Origin of the sequence: Paracoccus pantotrophus, from assembly GCF_008824185.1 — a bacterium.
GTDB lineage: Bacteria > Pseudomonadota > Alphaproteobacteria > Rhodobacterales > Rhodobacteraceae > Paracoccus > Paracoccus pantotrophus.
On record NZ_CP044426.1, the window covers coordinates 795,522 to 812,494 of the forward strand.

The 16,973-nt window shown below is 64.6% G+C and carries 15 protein-coding genes and 2 pseudogenes; 12 read left to right on the plus strand and 5 right to left on the minus strand.

Annotated features, from left to right (window positions below):
* Window positions 1–36: 36 nt before the first annotated feature.
* Window positions 37–1,536 carry a tripartite tricarboxylate transporter permease gene (locus ESD82_RS14340; RefSeq protein ID WP_147428057.1) on the minus strand — a complete coding sequence of 500 codons (1,500 nt, stop codon included), beginning with the start codon at window positions 1,534–1,536 and terminating at the stop codon, window positions 37–39.
* 326 nt (window positions 1,537–1,862) lie between these two features.
* Window positions 1,863–2,381 carry a LabA-like NYN domain-containing protein gene (locus ESD82_RS14345; protein WP_244314582.1) on the minus strand — a complete coding sequence of 173 codons (519 nt, stop codon included), beginning with the start codon at window positions 2,379–2,381 and terminating at the stop codon, window positions 1,863–1,865.
* 255 nt (window positions 2,382–2,636) lie between these two features.
* On the opposite strand from ESD82_RS14345, the pseudogene ESD82_RS22235 reads away from it, so the two are divergent.
* Window positions 2,637–2,786, plus strand: a pseudogene (locus tag ESD82_RS22235) (IS5-like element IS711 family transposase); the annotation flags it as partial.
* Window positions 2,787–2,822: 36 nt separating this feature from the next.
* Here the strand turns inward: ESD82_RS22235 and ESD82_RS14355 are convergent.
* A complete protein-coding gene (locus tag ESD82_RS14355; RefSeq protein ID WP_147428056.1) occupies window positions 2,823–3,617 on the minus strand; it encodes an IclR family transcriptional regulator in 795 nt (264 codons plus the stop codon).
* Window positions 3,618–3,764: 147 nt separating this feature from the next.
* Here ESD82_RS14355 and ESD82_RS14360 point away from each other — a divergent pair, with 147 nt between their 5' ends.
* From ESD82_RS14360 to ESD82_RS14385, 6 genes are all read left to right on the plus strand, one after another.
* On the plus strand, window positions 3,765–4,502 hold the full coding sequence (locus ESD82_RS14360) for an SDR family oxidoreductase (RefSeq protein ID WP_147428055.1): 738 nt from the start codon (window positions 3,765–3,767) through the stop codon (window positions 4,500–4,502).
* 94 nt (window positions 4,503–4,596) lie between these two features.
* Window positions 4,597–5,439, plus strand: a complete 843-nt coding sequence (locus ESD82_RS14365) for an ureidoglycolate lyase (protein ID WP_147428054.1) — start codon at window positions 4,597–4,599, stop codon at window positions 5,437–5,439.
* Window positions 5,436–6,710, plus strand: coding sequence for an L-fuconate dehydratase (locus ESD82_RS14370; RefSeq protein ID WP_147428053.1), 1,275 nt, complete (start codon window positions 5,436–5,438; stop codon window positions 6,708–6,710). Before ESD82_RS14365 ends, ESD82_RS14370 begins: the two co-directional genes overlap by 4 nt.
* Window positions 6,711–6,731: 21 nt before the next feature.
* Window positions 6,732–7,709 carry a C4-dicarboxylate TRAP transporter substrate-binding protein gene (locus tag ESD82_RS14375; protein WP_147428052.1) on the plus strand — a complete coding sequence of 326 codons (978 nt, stop codon included), beginning with the start codon at window positions 6,732–6,734 and terminating at the stop codon, window positions 7,707–7,709.
* A gap of 52 nt (window positions 7,710–7,761) precedes the next feature.
* The gene (locus tag ESD82_RS14380; protein ID WP_167521771.1) at window positions 7,762–8,235 is read left to right on the plus strand and encodes a TRAP transporter small permease; all 474 of its coding nucleotides are present in this window, start codon (window positions 7,762–7,764) and stop codon (window positions 8,233–8,235) included.
* Window positions 8,232–9,503 (plus strand): TRAP transporter large permease, encoded by a 1,272-nt coding sequence (locus ESD82_RS14385; protein WP_147428050.1) that lies wholly within the window; start codon window positions 8,232–8,234, stop codon window positions 9,501–9,503. Before ESD82_RS14380 ends, ESD82_RS14385 begins: the two co-directional genes overlap by 4 nt.
* Window positions 9,504–9,558: 55 nt before the next feature.
* On the opposite strand, the gene ESD82_RS14390 is transcribed toward ESD82_RS14385, so the two are convergent.
* Window positions 9,559–10,506, minus strand: coding sequence for a sugar kinase (locus ESD82_RS14390; protein ID WP_147428049.1), 948 nt, complete (start codon window positions 10,504–10,506; stop codon window positions 9,559–9,561).
* Between the two features lie 23 nt (window positions 10,507–10,529).
* Window positions 10,530–11,432, minus strand: a complete 903-nt coding sequence (locus ESD82_RS14395) for a GntR family transcriptional regulator (protein WP_147428048.1) — start codon at window positions 11,430–11,432, stop codon at window positions 10,530–10,532.
* 123 nt (window positions 11,433–11,555) lie between these two features.
* Between ESD82_RS14395 and ESD82_RS14400 the strand changes: the two genes are divergently transcribed.
* The 5 genes and pseudogenes from ESD82_RS14400 (at window position 11,556) to ESD82_RS14420 (ending at window position 16,913) form a co-directional block, all read left to right on the plus strand.
* Complete coding sequence (locus ESD82_RS14400; RefSeq protein ID WP_147428047.1) at window positions 11,556–12,548, plus strand: zinc-binding alcohol dehydrogenase family protein; 993 nt, start codon at window positions 11,556–11,558, stop codon at window positions 12,546–12,548.
* Window positions 12,541–13,623, plus strand: coding sequence for a mannitol dehydrogenase family protein (locus tag ESD82_RS14405; RefSeq protein WP_147428046.1), 1,083 nt, complete (start codon window positions 12,541–12,543; stop codon window positions 13,621–13,623). Before ESD82_RS14400 ends, ESD82_RS14405 begins: the two co-directional genes overlap by 8 nt.
* A complete protein-coding gene (locus ESD82_RS14410) occupies window positions 13,620–15,122 on the plus strand; it encodes a UxaA family hydrolase (protein ID WP_147428045.1) in 1,503 nt (500 codons plus the stop codon). Before ESD82_RS14405 ends, ESD82_RS14410 begins: the two co-directional genes overlap by 4 nt.
* Window positions 15,123–15,370: 248 nt before the next feature.
* A pseudogene (locus ESD82_RS14415) lies at window positions 15,371–15,873 on the plus strand (IS5 family transposase); the annotation flags it as partial.
* 134 nt (window positions 15,874–16,007) lie between these two features.
* Window positions 16,008–16,913, plus strand: a complete 906-nt coding sequence (locus tag ESD82_RS14420; RefSeq protein WP_147428044.1) for a LysR family transcriptional regulator — start codon at window positions 16,008–16,010, stop codon at window positions 16,911–16,913.
* The last annotated feature ends 60 nt before the right edge of the window (window positions 16,914–16,973 follow it).

Here is a 16,973-nt window from a genome sequence, read left to right on the forward strand (position 1 = left end):
TCCCTGGATTGATGGCTTGCGGTCGTGGCGGGCGGTCTAGACCGCCGCGCCCCGGTGTGGGCACCGCCGCGCGCGCCAGACGCGGCGCAGGGGCACCAGGATGCTGATCAGGCTGAGGATCAGGAACAGCACGCTGATCGGATCGGTCAGAAACACCATGTAGCTGCCCTGCGACGACACCATCGCTGTGCGGTAGTTCGATTCGATCAGGTAGCCCAGAACCATGGCGAGGATGACGGGCGCGACCGGGAAGCTGAGCTTCTTCATCAGGTATCCGACCAGGCCAAAGGCCAGCGTCATCCAGACGTCGAACATCAGGTTGCGGATGGCGAAGGCGCCGAGGACAGCGAAGGCCAGGATTCCCGCAGCGATGACCCCGTCGGGCAGCAGCACGGTCCGCGCCATGAGCGGCAGGAACAGCGAGCCGACCAGATATTGCACCAGCGACGCGATGATGACGCCAAACAGGATCGCATAGACCAGCGTCGGCTGCTCGTCGAAAAGCTGCGGGCCGGGATGCAGGCCGTGCATGATCAGCGCCCCCATCATGATCGCCGTGGTGGGCGAGCCGGGAACGCCCAGCGACAGCAGCGGTACCAGCGCCCCGCCGACCGTGGCGTTGTTCGAGGCTTCGGGTGCGGCGATACCGTTGGCCGCGCCCTTGCCGTATTCCTCGGGATGCTTGTCGCGAGCGCGGGCATAATCGCGTGCCACCCAGCAGGCGATATTCCCGCCGACGCCCGGCAGGATGCCCAGGAGCGTGCCGATGACCGAGCCCGACAGCATCGAGCGCCAGGTTTCCTTCAGCAGGGCACGGGACATGAACACATGGCCCACGCGGTCCTTGCCCGGCTTGGGGCCGCGGGCGTGCTTCTCGGCCAGGGCGATTGCCTCGGATACGGCGAAGAGGCCGATCAGCGCGGCTAGGAACGGCACGCCCTCGTACAGCTCGAAATGGCCGAAGGTGAAGCGCGGCGTCCCCGAGATCGGGTCGATTCCCACCGTCGCCAGCGCCAGCCCCAGCACCGCGCCCAGCAGGCCCTTGACCAGCGATCCGCCCGACAGGGCCGCGACCGAGGTCAGGCCGAACAGACCGACCGCGAAATAGCCCGCCGGCCCGAATTGCAGCGCCAGCTTGGCCAGCGGCATCGCCAGCAGCAACAGGGCGAGCCCGCCGATCACACCGCCCACCGTCGACGCGGTCAGCGAGATCGAGATCGCTTCATTGGCCCGGCCTTTCTGCGCCATGGCATAGCCGTCGATGGCCGTTGCCGCCGCCGCCGCTGTGCCCGGTGTCGACAGCAGGATCGCGCTGATCGAGCCGCCATATTCGGCCGAGGTGTATAACGAGATCATCAGCAGCATGCTGAGTTCGGGCGACATCGTATAGGTGAAGGGGATCAGCAGGCTCAGCCCGATTGACGGCCCGAGTCCGGGCAGCGCCCCGATCACGACCCCCAGCAGCGCGCCGACCAGCAGCACCGCTAGGCCAGAAAGGCTGAAGATGACCCCCAAAGACTGGATGATCCCGTCCATCGTTTCCTCCCTTTGGACATCGGGCGGGGCGCCGCTCTTCCGCCGCGGCCCGGCCGTCTTGCCCGTTGTGTCCTCCAGGGCCGCGCGGGACAATTCAGAAGAAGCGGCCTCGCGATAAGCAGATGCTATAGGGAATCGCCTTGACCGGAGGTTTCCCGAGTTGGTCGGAGCCCTGCAACAATGTGTCTGGATCGCCGTGTCGCTCGAACAGTCGAGTGACTGCGCGGTGAAGTGCATGCGCTTTTGGGACGACTGGACGGTCCGCTCGACCCGCTTCCCATTCGTCGACCAACGGCATCACGCAGGAGTGCGGTCATGCGCTGACATCAACATTCATGATTGCCTTCTTCCCGATCCCGCTGGAGCCGGCCTATCATCCCCCGTAATCCGTCCAGCTCGATGAAGTTGTCGGCCTGGCGGTGCAATTCGTCGGCAATCATTGGCGGTCGCGAACGTATAGTCGAGACCATTGAGACCCGCACGCCTTGGCGCTGCAGCGCCTCGACCAATGGACAAAAGTCGCCGTCGCCGGAAAACAGCACCTCATGGTCCAGCCGCGGCGCCAGTTCCATGGCGTTGATCACCAGCTCGACATCCATGTTGCCCTTGACCTTGCGGCGCCCCAGCGCGTCGGTATATTCGCGGGCGGGCTTCGTTACCATGGAATAGCCATTGTAATGCAGCCAGTCGACCAGCGGGCGGATCGGCGAATAATCCTCGTTTTCCAGCAGCGCCGTATAGTAATAGGCGCGGATCAGCTTGCCGCGCCGCTCGAATTCCAGACAAGATAAATGTCGCGGATCCGCCGCAGTGCTTCTTCGGCGATCCGGAGGACTGGAATACATCGTAGAACTTGCGCCGCGTATGTGCCCAGCAGGCGGCGAGCCTGATGTTTCCCGCCATCGTCAAGGTCTCGAAGCCGGTATAACCGTCGACATGAAGAATGCCGACGTAGCGGTTGCAAGAAGATTAAGGCCTGGGGCCGTCTTCCGGGGATTTGCCAGGAGGATCTCGGTGCGGCGCTTGGCGTAACCTTCCAGCAGGTGCAGAAATACGAGAAGGAATTGTCCGCGGGCAGCCGCGCCGGAAGTAGTCCTCTGGATCGGACGCTCTATCAGGAACACCATCTCGTCAAGTGTTTCTTTAACAAGATAAAACGCTTCCGTCGCATCGCGCTCCGATGCGAAAAGACCCCCGCTGCGTTCAAGGCGTTGATCGACCTCGCCTGCGCTATGGCTTGGATCGCCTAGATGAAGACGCCCTCTAGCTGCTGATCTGGCGCTGATCTACCGGCCGGGCGCGATCGGCAGGGAAAGCGCGTCCGTGAGGCGTTTCAGCCTCTCCAGGATTTCGCCGTGCAGATCCTGCCTGGGGGCATCCGGGTGTTCCAGATGCGCGCATGTCACGACCGCCACGGCATCCTGATCCGGTCCTCGGACGGGCACGCTGATATCGGTAACGCCAACAATCTGCATTGAGGGTGCCATGCGATAGCCGGCGGCGCGGATCGCGCGAAGTTCGGGGGCGACCTGCCTTAACCTGTCCTCGGCGCTGGCGATCCCCCACTGACCCAAGGTCTCGACGCTGCGGTCGGGATGCTGGCATGCCAGCAGGGTCAGCCCCGAGCCGGTCGAAAACAGATCCATCTGTGCGCCCACCCGCGCACGGTATTCCCAATGCGAAACCGGGCTGGCCTGCGCGATGATCAGGCCCGTCCCGTGATCGGGCACGACCAGATGGCAGGACTGGTTCATTTCGGCGGCGAATTCGTCCAGCATCGGCTGTGCCTGCGCCGTCAGCCGCCGGAAGGGCGGGTGGCGTGTGGCAAGCACGAACATCTTCATCGATAGGGTATAGCGGTCGCCGCCTCCGACCCGCGCGACATAGCCGCGCGCGACCAGCCGTTCCAGCATCCGGTAAAGCTGCGAGGCGCTGAGGCCCAGTTCGCGGCCGATCTCGGCCCGCGTCAGCCCGCCGACATGGCTGGCCAGGACCTCGAGGATATCAAGCCCCTTGTCCAGCGCCGGCGCGCGATAGCGATCCGCTGCCGATATATCCGCCCCTGCATCCCCGCCGCTCATCCGATCACCATCTTGCCCCGCGCATCGGGGATTTAGCCGCGCGACCGCCCCCAGGCAAGAACGGTCGCGAATCGGCTTGATTCAATCATTCAGATATGAATAATAATTTTATATACAAACTTCACTTCAGGTGAGGAGGGGGATTTGATGAGGTTGAGGGGGAAGACCGTCCTGATAACCGCGGCGGGCCAGGGCATTGGTCGAGCCAGCGCCATTGCCTGCGCGGCCGAGGGCGCGCGGGTTATCGCCACCGACCGCGACGCGGCGTTGCTGGAGGGGCTGGAGGGGATCGAGACGCGGGTGCTGGACGTCACCGACGCCGCGGCCATCCAGGCCATCGCCGCCGAGACCGGGCCGCTGGACGGGTTGTTCAACTGCGCCGGCATCGTCCATGACGGGACCGTGCTGGACGTGACCGATGCGGACTGGGCTTTTGCGCTGGACCTGAACGTGACGGGGATGATGCGGATGACCCGTGCCTTCCTGCCCGGAATGCTGGACCGCGCGGCCGAGACCGGCAGCGCCTCGATCCTGAACATGGCCTCGATGGCGTCCTCGATCAAAGGCTTCGCGAACCGCACCGCCTATGGCACGACCAAGGCTGCGGTGATCGGTCTGACCAAGGCGGTCGCCGCCGATTTCGTCAAGCAGGGCATCCGCTGCAACGCGATCTGCCCCGGCACGGTGGACACGCCCTCGCTGCGTGGGCGCATCGCCTCGGCGGTGGACCCGGTGCAAGCGGAAAAGAACTTCATCGCCCGTCAGCCGATGGGCCGACTTGCCACCGTGGACGACATCACCCCGATGATTGTCTATCTGCTTTCGGATGAAAGCCGCTTCGTCAGCGGGCAGGCCCTACTGGTCGATGGCGGCGTGACGATATGAACCGAACCCCCTGACACCGGCAATCGAACCTGGACGGGCGCGCGGCGAAACCTGCGCGTGCCGCCGGTCTAGCCGAACCCATGACGAGGTCAACATGAAACTGCTACGCTACGGCCCCTCGGGGCAGGAACGTCCGGCCGTCCTGGACGCAGCCGGCGCCATCCGCGACCTGTCGGCCCATGTCGACGACATCGCCGGAGAGGCGCTGACCCCCGAGGGGCTGGCCCGCCTTGCGACCATCGATCCCGCCAGCCTGCCGCTGGTCCAGGGCAGCCCCCGCATCGGCCCCTGCGTGGGCCGCGTGGGCAAGTTCATCTGCATCGGCCTGAACTATGCCGACCACGCCGCCGAGACCGGGGCCGATATCCCGTCCGAGCCGGTGGTCTTCAACAAATGGACCAGTGCCATCTGCGGTCCCGACGACGATATCGAGATCCCGCGCGGCTCGGTCAAGACCGACTGGGAGGTGGAACTGGGCGTTGTGATCGGCAAGGGCGGCAAATATATCGAGGAAGCCGACGCCCTGTCCCATGTCGCGGGCTATTGCGTCGTCAACGACGTGTCCGAGCGCGAATGGCAGATTGAGCGTGGCGGCACTTGGGACAAGGGCAAGGGTTGCGACACCTTCGGTCCCATCGGTCCCTGGCTGGTTACCCCGGATGAGGCGGGCGACATCGGCGACCTGAAGATGTGGCTGGAGGTGGACGGGCACCGCTATCAGGACGGCTCGACCTCGACCATGATCTTCGGCGTGGCGCAGATCATTTCCTATCTCAGCCGCTTCCTGTCGCTGCAACCGGGCGACGTGATCTCGACCGGGACGCCTCCGGGCGTGGGGCTGGGGCAGAAGCCGCCGGTCTATCTGAGGGGCGGCGAAGTGATGCGCCTCGGCATCGAAGGGCTGGGCGAGCAGACCCAGAAGGTCGTGAAGGCATGAAGATCACCGGCCTGCGCACTGTTGATGTGCGCTTCCCCACCAGCAAGGGGCTGGACGGTTCGGATGCGATGAACCCGGACCCGGACTATTCCGCCGCCTATGTGGTTCTGGAAACCGACGGCCCCCATGAGGGCCACGGCTTGACCTTCACCATCGGGCGCGGCAACGAGATCTGCACCGCCGCCATCGAGGCGCTGCGCCCCTTGGTCGTGGGGCTGGAACTGGACTGGATCGCCGCCGACATGGGCCGCTTCTGGCGCCATGTCACCAGCGACAGCCAGTTGCGCTGGATCGGCCCGGACAAGGGCGCGATCCATCTGGCCACCGGCGCGGTGGTCAATGCGGCATGGGACCTGTGGGCCAAGGCCGAGGGCAAGCCGGTTTGGAAGCTGGTCGCCGACATGACGCCCGAGGAGCTGGTGCGCTGTGTCGATTTCCGCTACCTGACCGACTGCATCACCCCGGAATGGGCGCTGGACTTCCTGACGAAGCAGGCCGAGACCAAACCCGGACGGGTGGAAACCCTGCTGCGCGAGGGCTATCCTTGCTATACCACCAGCGCGGGCTGGCTGGGCTATGACGACGCCAAGCTGCGCCGCCTCTGTCGCGAGGCCGTGGATGCGGGTTTCAGATATGTCAAGATGAAGGTCGGCCGCGATCTGGAGGACGACATCCGCCGCCTGACCATCGCCCGCGACGAGGTCGGCCCGGACGTCAGGCTGATGATCGACGCCAACCAGGTCTGGGAAGTCGATCAGGCCATCGAATGGGTGAAGAAGCTGGCCTTCGTGAACCCTTGGTTTATCGAGGAGCCGACCAGCCCCGACGACGTGGCCGGCCACCGCAAGATCCGCGCGGGCGTCGCCCCGGTGCAGGTCGCCACCGGCGAGATGTGCCAGAACCGCATCATGTTCAAGCAGTTCATCATGGAAGGCGCCATCGACGTCGTCCAGATCGACAGCTGCCGCATGGGCGGGCTGAACGAGGTGCTGGCGGTGATGCTGATGGCCGCGAAATATGGGCTGAAGGTCTGCCCCCATGCCGGGGGCGTCGGCCTGTGCGAATATGTCCAGCACATGTCGATGATCGATTACCTCTGCATCGCGGGCACCCGCGAAGGCCGGGTGATCGAATATGTGGACCATTTGCACGAGCATTTCCTTGACCCCGTGCGGATCCAGAACGCGGCTTACATGCCGCCGGAAATGCCTGGATTTTCCATCGAAATGAAGCCGCAAAGCTTGGAGGAATACCGCTTTCGCGGCGCCTGACACCCAACGGGAGGAGACCCAATGTCGCTTATGAAGAAACTCGGGCTGGGGGCCGCGATGGCCGTCGCCCTTGCGCTGCCCGGCCTGGCGGCGGATGTCACCGTCAAGGTGGCCTATGAGAACAACCCCGGCGAGCCGGTGGACGTGCTGATGAACAAATGGGCCGAACTGGTCGCCGAACGCTCGGAAGGGGCGGTTGCGCTTGAGCTTTATCCGTCCTCGCAGCTCGGCTCGAAAGAGGACATCATCGAGCAGGCGAAGATGGGGGTGAACGTCATCACCATCGCCGATGCGGGCTTCCTGATCGATTACGACGCCGATCTGGGTATCCTCTACGGCCCCTATCTGACCGAGGACGCCCAGGACCTGTTCCGCCTCTATGAAGGCGATTGGTTCCAGGAAAAGCACGAGGTGCTGAAGTCGCACGGCATCCGCATCGTGATCCCGAACTACATGTACGGGACGCGCCACATTCTCGCCAAAAAGAAGATCGAGACTCCCGCCGACATGGCGGGCCTGAAGATCCGCACGCCCAACAACAACATGCAGATCAAGGCGATCGAGCTGATGGGCGGCACGCCGACGCCGATGCCCCTGGGCGACGTCTATCCGGCGCTGACCCAAGGCGTGATCGACGGGGTGGAAAACCCGCTGACCGTGCTGCACGGCCAGAAGCTGGACGAGCAGGCCAAGCAGCTTTCGCTGGTGGGCTACCTGACCAATACCGCCTTCTGGCTGGGCGGCGAAGCCTACCTGTCCTCGCTGGATCCCGAGGTTCTGACGGTGCTTGAGGAAACCGGCTACGAGATCGGGCTGGAAAGCCAGAAGGCCGCCGCCGCCGACGAGGCCAGGGCGCTTGAGGGCATGAAGGCGCAGGGCGTCGAGGTCATCAGCCCCGATGTCGAGGCATTCCGCGAGATTACCAAGCCTTTCTACACCCAGTTTCCGGAATGGAGCGAGGGGCTCTACGACCGCATCCAGGCCGAGATCGCAGGCTGAACGGGGACAAGGCCGGCGCATCACGCGCCGGCCGTTTCAATCGGGGGGAAACATGCGTTGGATTGAAAGGGCCGCCACGCTTGTCGGCGGCGCTTGTCTCGCGATACTGGTCGCCATCGTGGCGGGCTCGGTCTTCGCGCGCTACGCGATGGGGCAGCCCATCGCCTGGACCGAGGAGGCCGCGGGCCTTCTGATGGTCTGGATCGTCATGATTGCGGCCATCGCCTGCGAGGCGCGGGACGGGCATCTGACCATCGACATCATCGAACACTATCTCCCGCCCGCCATGCGGCGGGTGCTGGCCGCCGTGGTCGGGCTGGCCTCGATCGGGCTTTTGCTGGTGATCGGCTGGTATGGCTGGGTGCTGGCGGATGCCTCGGCGATGCGGCGGACCAGTATCCTGAAGGTCTCGTGGTTCTGGATCTATCTGCCAGTGGCATTGGGCGGGCTGCTGATCGCGGTCGTGACCCTGATGAGGATCTTCAACGCCGGTGTCGGGGACGCGGAACAGGAGTCCAGGCAATGAGCTGGCTTGTCGCAATCCTTTTGATGTTCGTGCTGTTCGCGCTGAACATGCGGATCTACCTGGCGATGTTCGCCGGCATCCTGACCTATTTCCTGTTCTTCTCGGACCTGCCGCTGGCCATCGCGGTGCAGCGCATCGTGGCGCCAACGCAGAACGTCTCGCTGCTGGCGATCCCGTTCTTCATCCTGCTTGGCACGCTTCTGGGCGCGACCGCCGTGGCCAAGAGGCTGCTGGCGCTGGCCGATCTGCTGGTCGGGCGGCTGACCGGGGGGCTGGGCCATACCAACGTGATGCTGTCCACGCTGATGGGCGGGATCTCGGCCTCGAATCTGGCCGACGCGGCGATGGCGACGCGGATGATCGTGCCGCAGATGATCCGGCAGGGCTATTCGCGTGGATCGGCGACGGCCATCACCGCCTGCGCCTCGCTGATCACGCCGATCATTCCGCCGGGGATCGCGCTGATCATCTACGGGCTGGTCGCCGATGTCTCGATCGGGTCGATGTTCATGGCCGGGATCATTCCGGGGTTGCTCTGCTGCGCGCTGCTGCTGGTCGCGGTCTATATCTACGCCAGGCGCCGGGGCATCCCGCCGTCGCGCACCACCTGGCCCACCGCCTCGGAAACCAGAAGCGTGCTCTTCGAGGCATGGCCGGCGCTGGCACTGGTCGTGGTGATCGTGGGCGGTATCCGCATGGGCGTGTTCACGCCCACTGAGGCGGGCGCGGTCGCGATCGTTCTTACGCTGCTGATCGGCTTCTTCCTCTATCGCGACATGAAGATCGGCGACGTGGGCCGCGCCTTGGGCGAGACCGCGCGCCAGACCGCCTCGATCATGCTGGTGATCATGACCAGCACCGGCCTTGCCTGGATATTCTCGAATGAGAGGGCAGGAATCGCGATGGCGGAATGGATCACCGGGCTGACCTCGAACAAATACATCTTCCTGCTGGCGGTGAACCTGCTGCTTCTAGGCTTGGGCATGTTCGTCGAGGGGACCGCGCTGATGATCGTGCTGGTGCCTTTGCTGAAGCCCGTTCTGGCGCAATTCGGCATCGACCCGGTGCATTTCGGCATCGTCATCATCGTGAACCTGTCCATCGGCACGCTGACGCCGCCGGTCGGCACGGTGCTGCTGCTGGTCTGCAACCTGACACGGGCCTCGATCGGCGAGTTTTTCCGCGAGGGCTGGTTGTTCGTCGCCGCGCTGGTGATCGCACTGCTGCTGGTGACATATGTGCCGATCCTGTCGCTGGCGCTGATCTAGGGCAGGGGGTCTGGACGATGCCGCGCGCCCTTCACCGGGGTGCGCGGCTTTTTCCTTAACGCAGCGTGTCCAACCGGTCATGCGGCATCAGCGCGCCGAAATGGCGCACGACGCGGGCGGCCAGTGCGTGCCCCCGCAGCATCGCCTGATGCGGATCGCAGCCGGTCAGCCGGGCGGCCAGGTAGCCCGCATTGAAGCTGTCGCCCGCCCCGGTCGTGTCGAGCGGCGTCACCATGCCGGGGGCGGGCAGAATCACGGGCGCGGCACCTGCCAGCGACAGAGCCATCGCCCCGCCGCCATTCTTGACCAGCACCTCGCCCGCGCCGAGGGCGGCATAGCGGCGCGCGGTTTCCCCTAGGGAGGCATCCCCGAAATGGGCGGCCTCGTCGTCATGGCTGGGCAGGACGATATCGGCGCGGGCAGCGGCTTCCTCGATCACGCGGCACATGCTGGCCGCGTCTTTCCACAGCTTTGGCCGCAGGTTCGGGTCGAAGGCCACCCGCGTCCCTTCGGCGCGGGATTTCGCCATCCGATCCAGCAGGGTCGTGCGTCCGTCGTCGTTCAGAATCGCCATCGTGATGCCGCTGACATAGAGCAGGTCTGCGCCTTCGACTGCCGCTTGCAGCTGCGTCGTGTCGTCGGCCAGCGTCCGCGCGGCCGAGCGATCACGCCAATAGGTGAAGGATCGCTCACCATCCTTCAGGCTGATCATGTAGAGCCCCGCCACGCGGTCGGGATGGCGGGGGATGCAGCCGGTGCCGATGCCCGCGTCCCGCATGAAGCGGACCATCGCCTCGGACAGCGGATCGGTGCCCAGCACGGTGAAGTAATCCACCGCCCAATCCTCGGGCAGAAGCGCGCGCAGATACCAGGCGGTATTCAGCGTGTCACCCGCGAAGCCCTGCCGCCAGAGCCCGTCGCCCGCATGGGACATTTCGACCATGCATTCGCCGACTGACAGGATGCGCTTCGGGGGCCGGGCCGCGCCGGGGGGCTGGGGCATTCTTTCTTCCTCAAAGGGGGGCATCATGCATCGGCCCAGATGACGGAATCCATCAATGTCTGGCGGGCGGTCGCCAGATGCGCGTCCAGCGCGGCGGCGGCGCGGGTGGCGTCGCCCGCCAGCGCGGCGTCGATGATCACCAGATGCTCGGCCACGGCGGCGCGGTTGCGGCGCAGTTCGTCGCGCTTGTTCCAGCTGTAGTGGAAATGCACGATGATCGAGATCATCCGGCTGAAGTCCAGGATGAAGCGGTTCCTTGCCGCCGCGCAGAGCAGCCGGTGAAACCGCGCGTCCAGTGCCGGAAATTCGGCCAGCGCCGCCTCGGGGGCTTCCATCAGGGCGCGATGCTCGACCTCCAACGCTTGAAGTTCGGTCCGGATCGGGCCGCCGGCGACGCAGGTGGCGACCAGCCCGGTCAAGGCATGGCGTTCGAACATCTCGCGGATGGCGAACATTTCCTGCGCGAATTCGCGGGTAAAGCCTTTCATCACCCAATGCCGGTTGGGGCTTTTCTCGATTAGGCCCAGGGGTTCGAACCGGATCAGGAATTCGCGCACCGTGGCCAACGGCACGTCGAAACGGCGGGCAAGCTCGGCCTCGCTGAAGGTGGTGCCGGGGGGCAGGTCGCCATGCAGCACCCATTCCAGGAACGGTCCCTCGACCAGTTCCTGTCGGGGGCGGGTTTCTTCCTCGTCGAAGCGGTCCGAGCGGCGCGGGGCGCGCAACAGCGTCTTGCGGCGCCCGTCCCATGACAGCACTCCGGCCTCGGTCAGATGCGCCAGCACCGCGCGAATCGTCGTGCGGCTGGCGCCCAGTTCCGCGGCCAGCTCGCCCTCCGAGCCCAGCTCGCGGCCGGTCTCCATGCCGTCAAGACGGTCCAGAAGCCGGTTCACCAGCATCTTGAACAGGTTCTTGTCGCGGGCCATTCACGCCCCCCCCTGCAAAAAAATCGCGCCCGCCAGATTTCATTTGACGAGTGTAGCTTTTATTAAATAAAAAACCGTCTTAAGATACAAGCCCAATCCGACATTCTCAGCGAAAGCCCCGCCATGAGCCTGATGAAAGCCCTTGTCTGTGTTGAGCCCGGCCGCCTCGAGCGCACCGAGCGGCCTCGCCCGGACGCGAAACCCGGCCATATCCGCATCCGCATCGGGCATATCGGCATCTGCGGCACGGATTATCACATCTATGGCGGCCAGCAGCCTTTCCTGAACTATCCCCGCGTGATGGGGCACGAGCTTTCGGGCCGCGCGGTCGAGGCTTCGTCCGACGGGCGGATCGCAGCGGGCGACCTGGTGGTGGTGAACCCCTACATGACCTGTGGCGCCTGTCATGCCTGCGCCATAGGCAAACCCAATTGCTGCGAGAACATCGCCGTGCTGGGCGTCCATGCCGATGGCGGCATGTGCGAGGAAATCGTCGTCCCCGAGGCGAATGCCTATCCCGCCGAGGGGCTGAGCGAGAAGGCCGCCGCCATGGTCGAGTTCCTTGCCATCGGCGCGCATGGCGTGCGGCGCGGGCGGGTGCGGGCGGGTTCGCGCGTGCTGGTCGTGGGGGCGGGGCCGATCGGCCTTGGCGCCGCGATCTTCGCCGCCATCGAGGGGGCCGAGGTCACGCTGCGCGACACCTCCGCCCCGCGGCTGGAACTGGCGGCGACGGCGCTGCCGCAGGCGCGTTACGAACTGGTCGGGCAAGAGGCCGCGGGCGCCTATGACACGGTTTTCGACGCGACCGGCAATATCAAGGCGATGAATGCGGGCCTGCAATGGGTCGCGCATGGCGGGGCTTATGTGCTGCTGTCGGTGGTCAAGGGCGACCTGACCTTCGCCGATCCCGAATTCCACAAGCGCGAGACGACGCTGCTGGCCAGCCGCAACGCGCTGAAAGAGGATTTCGAGCATGTCATGGCGAGTATCCGCAATGGCAATGTGCCGATCGATGTCCTGGCCACGCATGAAACCGGCATCGACGAGGCGGTGACGAACCTGCCCTTGTGGGCCGAGGATCGCGGCACCCTGATCAAGGCGATCATCCGTGTCTGAGATCCGCACGCCCATCCTGCAATTCGGCACTTCGCGCTTTCTGCAAGCCCATGCCGACCTGTTCTTTTCCGAAGCCGCGCAGCCGCGCGCGGTGACGGTGGTGCAAAGCTCGGGCGATTCGGTGCGGGCCGGGCGGCTGGCGGCTCTGGCCGCGCCCCAGGGCTATCCGGTGGTGATCCGGGGCCTTGTGGACGGCAAGCCCCATGAGGCCGAGACCCGCGTCACCTCGATCCGCCGCACGCTGTCCACCGCGACGGACTGGGCCGAACTGGTGCGGGTCTTCTGCGACGAGGCCGAGGTGGTGATCTCGAACACGGGCGATGCCGGCTATCAGCCGCAGCCCGCCGATCTGGACCCGCAGCCCTCGCAGGCGATGAGCTTTCCCGCCAAGCTGGCGCATCTGCTGGCGGCGCGTTTCCATGCGGGGGCGCGGGCTTTGCAGGTGATGCCGATGGAACTGCTGCCCGAGAATGGCCGGGTGCTGAAGGCGCGCGTGCTGGAAATCCTGCGCGATAGCCCGGAGGTGGCGCGTTGGGTCGAGGGCCTTCCCTTCGCCAATAGCCTGGTGGACCGGATCGTGTCCGAGCCGCTGGAACCCGCGGGCGCGGTGGCCGAGCCCTATGCGCTGTGGGCCGTCGAGATGGCCGAGGGGGTCGGCGCCCCCTGCATCCACTCGGCGGTGCGGATGGTGCCCGATCTCGAGGAAATCGAGCGGCTGAAGCTGCATATCCTGAATCTCGGTCATACCGCGCTGGCGGATTTCTGGCGCGAAGGCGGCGCGCGCGAGGGCGCGCTGGTGCGGGAATTGATGGATGGTCCCGAAGGCGCCGCGCTGCTGGCACTCTATGAGGCCGAGGTGATACCCGGCTTCGCCCGCAAGGGCCGCGAGGCCGAGGCGCGCGCCTATCTGGCTGCCACCCTGGACCGTTTCCGCAACCCATTCCTGGACCACTGCATCGCCGATATCGCCCAGAACCACGCGCAAAAGGCCGATCGCCGCATCAGGGCCTTCCTGGACTGGGCCGGCGGCCCCGCCCCGCAACTGCAAGCCATCGTCGAAAGAGCAAGCGCATGACTGCCAGCCGGCCTTCCTTCCTGCATCTCAACCCCGCCGACAATGTGGGTGTCGCCCTGCGCGCGCTGACCGCCGGAGAGGAGGGGCTTGGCGTCACCCTGCGTGCCGATATTCCGCTGGGACACAAATTCGCGCTGAAGCCTGTGGCGAAAGGGCGGCCGGTGGTGAAATACGGGCAGGTCATGGCAACAGCGATGCAGGACATCGCGCCGGGCGATCACGTCCACAGTCACAATGCAGCCATGTCGGACAGCCATTCCGACCGTGCCACCAATACCGGTGTGATGCACACGCCGCCCGCGCGGCGCAGCTTCATGGGCTATGCGCGGCCCGACGGCCGTGCCGGGACGCGGAACTTTATCGGCATCCTCGCCTCGGTCAACTGCTCCTCGACCGTGTGCCATGCCATCGCGGCGGCGGCGAATCGCGACCTGCTGCCGCGCTTTCCGGGCATCGACGGCTTCGCGCCCATCGTCCACGACCAGGGCTGCGGCATGGCTAATGCGGGCGAGGGCTTCGATGCACTGATCCGCGTGCTGAAGGGCTATCGCGACCACCCGAATTTCGGCGGCGTGCTGATCGTGGGCCTGGGCTGCGAGGTCAACCAGTTGACGCTTTACAAGCGCGATGACTGGACGACGGAACGCTTCGGCACCTTCAATATTCAGGAGGTCGGCGGCTCGGCCTCGGCCGTGCGCAGGGCACTGGAACTGCTGGAACCGATCTGCGCGGCGGCCAGCCGCGACAGCCGCAGCGAGCAGCCGGTCTCGAAGCTGGTGCTAGGGATGCAATGCGGCGGCTCGGACGGGTTTTCGGGCATCACCGCCAACCCGGCGCTTGGGGTGGCCTCGGACATGCTGGTGGCGGCGGGCGGCACCTCGATCCTGTCGGAAACGCCCGAGATCTATGGCGCCGAGCATCTGCTGATCGCCCGCGCCGATCCCGAAACGGGCGCGAAGATCCGCGCCATGATCGACTGGTGGCGCAACTATGCCGCGAAGAATGGCGCCAGCCTCGACAACAATCCCAGTCCTGGCAACAAGAAGGGTGGGCTGACGACGATCCTGGAAAAGTCGCTCGGCGCGGTCGCCAAGGGCGGGTTGTCGCCGCTGGCCGGGGCCTTCGCCTATGCCGAGCCGATCCGCATCCCCGGCTTTGTCTTCATGGACAGCCCCGGCTACGACCCGGTGGCGGCGACGGGGCAGGTGGCGGCGGGGGCGAACCTGATCGCCTTCACCACCGGGCGGGGGTCGTGCTTCGGGGCGAAGCCCACGCCCTCGATCAAGCTGGCTTCGAACAGCGAGCTGTTTCGCCGGATGCCCGAGGATATGGATATCGACTGCGGCGTAGTGGTGACCGAAGGCGTCGGGCTGGAGCGGATGGGCCAGCGCATCTACGAGCTGCTGCTGGACACGGCCTCGGGCAAGCGCAGCAAGTCCGAGGAGTTCGGCTATGGCGACAATGAATTCGTGCCATGGAAGATCGGAGCCACGCTGTAGCGCCCTGCCCTATGATGCGGGGGACCGCCCCATTGGCAAGGATGGACATTGCTGAATAGCGCGGCCCAGCCCTGCGGCGGAGGTGAACGCGCCGCGGATCTGACATGTAAGAGGGTTTCGGTGAAGAATAACAGGTAAATCAAGCTGCGAGCTTTGGGATCTGCCCTTCGACCAATCGCAAGGGCGTTGCTGAAAAGCTTCGTTCCATCCGGATTCCGATCAGGAATCCACGCGGTTAGTCTTCTGTCATGACGAAGCCTGATCCTGCCCGCTACCGCACGACGAACAGGAAGAGCTACAACGCTGCGCTGAGGCGACGAGGCTCTTTTCTGGCCTGGCTGGACAAGGACAGGACGTGGCTTGCCCCGAAGGCTGGTCGCAATGGCCGTCCTCCGGTGTTCAGCGATGCTGCTATCCAGTTTTGCCTGACGATGAAGGTTCTGTTCGGGCTGCTGCTTCGGAAAACGACAGGATGGTGGAGAGCATCCTGTCGATGGCGGGGCTGGATTGGCCCGCGCCTGACTCCTCTACCCTGAGCCGTCGGCAGCAGACCATGGAGGTGCAGATCACGACCCGCCGTGTGTCAGGGCCGCTGAACCTGTTGGTGGACAGCACGGGGATCAAGTTTCTCGGCGATGGAGAATGGCTGGCACGCAAGCATGGTACACACCGTCGGCGCCAGTATTGCAAGGCGCATCTGGCGATGGACACGGCCAGCGGTGACATCTGCGCGGTGGAGTTCACCTCGAGCGACAAGGTAGCATAGATGACCCGGGGCGAAGCTACCGACAGAGAAAATCTTTGATTTCTTTTGACGACTGCCACAATTTGTCTCAGTCGTGACGATCAGCTGCACGGATAGCGTGGTATATCGGAGAACAGAATATGTCCCGCTACAGGTTCAATCTGAAACACATCGAAGCTTTCCTGGAGGTTGCCGATCAGGGCACATTTCGCCGTGCCGCTGAACGTCTGGCGACGACGCAGCCAAACATTTCAAACAGGATCGCGCAGCTTGAGGACCAGATTGGTCATCGACTGATGGAGCGTGATGCCGGATCGGTGCAGCTGACGCCCCGCGGGCAGGCGCTTCTGGAACCGGCGCGGGCGCTCATCGCGGCCGCAGATACCTTCGTGGTTGCGACTGGTGACGAGACGAAGTTTCAGGGTATTCTGCGGCTTGGCATCAGTGAGATGGTTGCGCATTCTTGGCTGCGGCAGTTCCTGCGTGAGATGAAGGTACGTTTCCCGCAGATCGATGTGGACCTGACCATCGACATGAGCGCGAATCTCAGCCGGGCGCTGTTCGATCGCGATCTGGACCTGACCTTGCAGAACGCGCCGTTCGATCGTGTGGCACGCCAGTCCGTGGAACTGGGACAGACCACGCATTATTGGGTGGCCTCGCCGGATCTTGGGTTTCGAAAAGGTACCGTCGGGGCAAAGGAACTTGCCAGCCACGCGATTCTCACACATTCGCGAAATTCGCGCGCCTATCAGCAGATCGCGGCACATTTTCAAAGCATCAACCAGCCGGTGCGGCTGGTTTCTTCCTCCTATATGGGCAGTTGCCTGCAAATGGCGCTGGACGGTCTTGGTGTCGCTTGTCTGCCCGCCGCCATGCTGGACGAGGCGCTTTCCGAACAGCGGCTGATCTGCGTCGATTACGCTTGGCGTCCTGAAAATCTTGCGTTTTTCGCGCGCTATCTCGTAGATCCCGCGCCGCCCTATCTGAGCGAGGCGGTGGCCATCGCGCATCGGCTGTTTCCACCCAGGGCGAGCATAGAATAAGAAAATTGCATACTATAAATAAAAACAAACAATTTTTTAATATCCTGCGCCGCCCCTAGC

Coding starts and splice junctions, on each gene's coding strand:
- ESD82_RS14340 (WP_147428057.1), bottom strand. CDS start 1,536: ATGGACGGGATCATCCAGTCTTTGGGGGTCATCTTCAGCCTTTCTGGC.
- ESD82_RS14345 (WP_244314582.1), bottom strand. CDS start 2,381: ATGTATTCCAGTCCTCCGGATCGCCGAAGAAGCACTGCGGCGGATCCG.
- ESD82_RS14355 (WP_147428056.1), bottom strand. CDS start 3,617: ATGAGCGGCGGGGATGCAGGGGCGGATATATCGGCAGCGGATCGCTAT.
- ESD82_RS14360 (WP_147428055.1), top strand. CDS start 3,765: ATGAGGTTGAGGGGGAAGACCGTCCTGATAACCGCGGCGGGCCAGGGC.
- ESD82_RS14365 (WP_147428054.1), top strand. CDS start 4,597: ATGAAACTGCTACGCTACGGCCCCTCGGGGCAGGAACGTCCGGCCGTC.
- ESD82_RS14370 (WP_147428053.1), top strand. CDS start 5,436: ATGAAGATCACCGGCCTGCGCACTGTTGATGTGCGCTTCCCCACCAGC.
- ESD82_RS14375 (WP_147428052.1), top strand. CDS start 6,732: ATGTCGCTTATGAAGAAACTCGGGCTGGGGGCCGCGATGGCCGTCGCC.
- ESD82_RS14380 (WP_167521771.1), top strand. CDS start 7,762: ATGCGTTGGATTGAAAGGGCCGCCACGCTTGTCGGCGGCGCTTGTCTC.
- ESD82_RS14385 (WP_147428050.1), top strand. CDS start 8,232: ATGAGCTGGCTTGTCGCAATCCTTTTGATGTTCGTGCTGTTCGCGCTG.
- ESD82_RS14390 (WP_147428049.1), bottom strand. CDS start 10,506: ATGCCCCAGCCCCCCGGCGCGGCCCGGCCCCCGAAGCGCATCCTGTCA.
- ESD82_RS14395 (WP_147428048.1), bottom strand. CDS start 11,432: ATGGCCCGCGACAAGAACCTGTTCAAGATGCTGGTGAACCGGCTTCTG.
- ESD82_RS14400 (WP_147428047.1), top strand. CDS start 11,556: ATGAGCCTGATGAAAGCCCTTGTCTGTGTTGAGCCCGGCCGCCTCGAG.
- ESD82_RS14410 (WP_147428045.1), top strand. CDS start 13,620: ATGACTGCCAGCCGGCCTTCCTTCCTGCATCTCAACCCCGCCGACAAT.
- ESD82_RS14420 (WP_147428044.1), top strand. CDS start 16,008: ATGTCCCGCTACAGGTTCAATCTGAAACACATCGAAGCTTTCCTGGAG.